2 protein-coding genes and 1 pseudogene are annotated in these 3,990 nt (G+C 62.3%); 1 reads left to right on the forward strand and 2 read right to left on the reverse strand.

From position 1 onward, the window contains the following. Both VFL62_RS02235 and thrS read right to left on the reverse strand, forming a co-directional pair. A pseudogene (locus VFL62_RS02235) lies at positions 1–128 on the reverse strand (nitroreductase); the annotation flags it as partial. A gap of 80 nt (positions 129–208) precedes the next feature. Next, positions 209–2,248 carry a threonine--tRNA ligase gene (gene thrS, locus VFL62_RS02240; RefSeq protein ID WP_325170751.1) on the reverse strand — a complete coding sequence of 680 codons (2,040 nt, stop codon included), beginning with the start codon at positions 2,246–2,248 and terminating at the stop codon, positions 209–211. A gap of 328 nt (positions 2,249–2,576) precedes the next feature. Between thrS and VFL62_RS02245 the strand changes: the two genes are divergently transcribed. After that, positions 2,577–3,698: a hypothetical protein gene (locus VFL62_RS02245; RefSeq protein WP_325170752.1), complete on the forward strand. Its 1,122-nt coding sequence runs from the start codon at positions 2,577–2,579 to the stop codon at positions 3,696–3,698. The last annotated feature ends 292 nt before the right edge of the window (positions 3,699–3,990 follow it).

Below are 3,990 nucleotides of genomic sequence, written 5' to 3' on the forward strand. Positions count from 1 at the left end.
CCGTGATCGGGTACGCGCGCGCCGATCGTCAGAATGGTCTCGAGTTCGGCCGGCGAGGGGCCTGGGCCGGTCATGTCCCGCGGCTTGACCGAGCGGCGGGTCTTTAGAAGTTCGAGGGCGTCGGGCACGAAGATGTCCTCAAGATATGGCGGTCGCACCGCGACAGATAGGTGCGCCGCAAGGCGAGCGAAAGCGTTCTTTAGAGCGATTATGAAGATCGCGCCCGCTTCACGTCCGGCGGCGTCGCCTCATCGACGAGGGCAGCGATGGCTTCATCTGTCGCCATCACCTTCTGCCCGTCACTGCCGAGACGGCGCACCGAGACCGAATGCGTCTCGGCTTCCTTCTTGCCGACCACGAGCAGCGCCGGAATTTTCGCCAGCGAATGTTCGCGGACCTTGTAGTTGATCTTTTCGTTGCGCAGGTCGATTTCGACGCGAAGCCCTGCGCGCCGCGCGGCGGCCGCGACCACCTTGGCGTACTCGTCGCCTTCCGAAGTGATGGTGGTGACGACCGCCTGGATCGGCGCCAGCCAGAGCGGGAAGTTGCCGGCGTAGTGCTCGATCAGGATGCCGATGAAACGTTCCATCGAGCCGCAGATCGCCCGGTGCACCATGACCGGGGCTTTCTTGCTGCCGTCGGCATCGATGTAGAACGCGCCAAAGCGTTCCGGCAGGTTGAAGTCGACCTGCGTGGTGCCGCATTGCCAGTCGCGGCCGATCGCGTCGCGCAGCACATATTCGAACTTCGGCCCGTAGAACGCGCCTTCACCGGGATTGATCTCGGTCCGGATCTGGTTGCTCTGGGACTTGATCTCCTGCAGCACGGTCGCCATCACGCGTTCGGCGTGGTCCCACATCGCATCGGTGCCGACGCGCTTTTCAGGACGGGTCGAAAGCTTGACCGTCAGTTCGCCCTCGAAGCCGAAATCGGCATAGGTCGACAGGATCAGATCGTTGATCTTGAGACACTCGTCGGCGAGCTGATCCTCGGTGCAGAACACGTGGGCGTCGTCCTGCGTGAATCCGCGCACCCGCATCAAGCCGTGCATGGCGCCGGAGGCTTCATAGCGGTGAACGATGCCGAATTCCGCCAGCCGCAGGGGAAGATCGCGGTAGCTCTTCAAGCCGTGCTTGAAGATCTGCACATGGCCCGGACAATTCATCGGTTTGAGTGCGAACCAGCGTTTGTCCTCGGCTGCGTCGCCTGCGGATTGGGCGGCGAACATGTTCTCACGGTACCAATCCCAGTGGCCGGAGGTCTCCCACAGCACTTTGTCGAGGATCTGCGGCGCGTTGACCTCGCTGTAGTCGCCGGTGAGGCGGCGGCGCATATAAGCGATCAGCGCCTGGAAGATGGTCCAGCCCTTCGGGTGCCAGAACACCACGCCCGGACCTTCCTCCTGGAAATGGAACAGGTCGAGTTCGCGGCCGAGCTTGCGATGGTCGCGCTTCTCGGCTTCCTCGATTTGCTTCAAGTAGGCGTCGAGGTCTTCCTGCTTGGCAAACGCGGTGCCGTAGATGCGCGTGAGCATCGGATTGTTGGAATCGCCACGCCAATAGGCGCCCGCCACTTTCATCAGTTTGAAGGCGTTGCCGATCTTGCCGGTCGAGGTCATGTGCGGACCGCGGCACAGATCGAACCAGTCGCCCTGGAAATAGATCTTGATCGGCTCGTTGCCGGGAATGGCGTCGACCAGTTCGACCTTGAAGGCCTCGCCCTTGTCGCGGAACACCTGCTTGGTCTTCTCGCGGTCCCAGACTTCCTTGGTGAAGGGTTTGTCGCGCGCGACGATCTCGCGCATCTTCTTTTCGATCGCCGCGAAATCCTCAGGCGTGAACGGCTCGTTGCGGAAGAAATCGTAGTAAAAGCCGTTCTCGATCACCGGGCCGATCGTCACCTGCGTGCCCGGCCACAGCGATTGCACCGCTTCGGCGAGCACGTGCGCCGCGTCGTGGCGGATCAGTTCGAGCGCGCGCGGATCCTCGCGCGAGATGAACTCGATCTTTGCGTCGTTCTCGATCGGGTCGTTGAGATCGGCCAGTGCGCCGTCAAGCGCCATCGCGACCGTGCGTTTGGCCAGAGACGGCGAGATGCCCTTGGCAATCTCCAATCCGGTGGTGCTCTTGGGATAGTCGCGCCGTTCCCCGTCGGGAAAAGTGAGGGTGACCTTGTGGACGGGTTCGGCGGGCTTCAGGTTGGTGATGCTGTATTGGAATCCCGGTGCGGGCGGGTTCTTGTCAGGCATGATCGTCTCCTCAAGGCTCACTCCTGCGAACGAGCGCAGGTAAGCGGGAATGGGTGGGTATAGCAGGCGAATCGGGCAATGCAATCGGTGCAAGCCCAGAATATCGGCAGAACGCGGTCGGTTCGAACGCAGCCTTTGGTTGACGCGTCATAGACTCGTAGCAGGGCGCTTGTTAGGCTCACCAACGTTCCGTGTTTCCTGATCTGTCGCCCCCATGATTTCGCGTGTCTTAGCTGCGACCATCCTGACCTGTGCGCTGACTTGGGCGGGGGTATCGGCATCCCAGCCGAAACAACGGCCGGTGGCTCCCAGGCCGCGCGAGCAGTCGATGGCCTTCTACGTCGTGAAGGGGGCTCCGGATGCATGTGGGCACGGCTGCGATCGCTGGATCGAGGCGGAAGGAAAGGTGGAGTCCGACACTGCGGCGCGGTTCAAGAGCTTTCTGGATCGCCACCGGGACCGTAACCTGCCGATCTATTTCGCTTCGCCCGGCGGCAATCTCGACCAGGCGATTGCGATGGGGACCCTGCTTCACGGCAGGAACGTCATCGCGCGGGTCGGGCGGACGATGGTGCGTGAATGCGGCTTTGAGGCACAGGACAGCGACGTCTGCTTCAAACTCAAGCAGTCCGGCCGCGACCTGCACGGCGATCTCTTCACCAATGGCGCGGTCTGTGCTTCGGCTTGTCCCTATGCGTTCATGGGCGCGGCGGTCCACGAAGTGGCGGCGGACGCGATCCTCGCCGTGCATTCGCCCAAGGTCGTGCTCAATTTTCGCGGCGGCCAGCCGGATGCCGTGGTGATTGCCGCCGCCAACCAACGCGGCCGCGAGCGGGCCGATCGTGAGGCCGCGCTCTATCTTGCCAAGATCGGCATCGATGCCGGTCTGCTTGCCCTGACCAGGACGATCAAGTTCGAGGACATTCATGTGCTGACGCGCGACGAGATTGCGCGCTTTGGGCTCGATCGCCGCTCGACCGTCGAGACGCCATGGAAGTTCGACAGCGGCGCGGCCAACTCGGTGCGCAAGCTTGCCCTTGTGAGGGCGCCGGGCGAGACGTCGTTCAGGCTGCTGCAATGGCGCGTCACCTGCTTCAATTCCGAGAACTTCTCGCTGGATTTCCAGCGGCCGACGCGCGCGGGCGCGCTGGTCGCGATCGCCCATGACGGGGCGAGCCCGGTCAATTTCACCGGACCCTTGATGGTCGGCAGCGGCTCCAATTTCGAGCAATGGAGCATGCGATTGACCAGGTCGCGCCTGGAATCGCTGGTCGATCAGCCTCAAATCGAGCTCATCGAAAGCTCGCTTTCAGCCGACGGGCGTTTCGTTCCGCAGGCCACCAGACTGAGCAACGACGGTTGGGCCCAGGCGATGGAATCCCTGCTTGCCGGTTGTCCGCCAGCGAGAGGGTCGGTGGCCGTTCACGCGAGCGAAGCGGCTTCGAAGTAGGGCCTGTTTTGTTTCAGCCTAGCCATCGACGACTTTCTCTCATGCGGCGCGCGACTTTCCTTCATGGACACCAAGCGGCAGCAAAATAATCCGGCTGCCGCTCTTCCAATGATCGTGTGTGCGGTCTAGATGCGACTGCATGAAAAATCTCGCGCCCGACAGTCCGGTTCATCGCCGCTTTGCGCCGACCGCGTTGATGTTTGGAAATCTTGTGACGGGATCAACGATCCTGGCGCCGGCGGGTATGCTGATCGAACTGTCTTCGGACCTTGCGATCAGCGTGCACACCGCG

Origin of the sequence: Bradyrhizobium sp. (genome assembly GCF_035701725.1) — a bacterium.
In the GTDB taxonomy this organism is placed as follows: Bacteria; Pseudomonadota; Alphaproteobacteria; order Rhizobiales; family Xanthobacteraceae; genus Bradyrhizobium.

Coding starts and splice junctions, on each gene's coding strand:
- thrS (WP_325170751.1), bottom strand. CDS start 2,248: ATGCCTGACAAGAACCCGCCCGCACCGGGATTCCAATACAGCATCACC.
- VFL62_RS02245 (WP_325170752.1), top strand. CDS start 2,577: ATGGCCTTCTACGTCGTGAAGGGGGCTCCGGATGCATGTGGGCACGGC.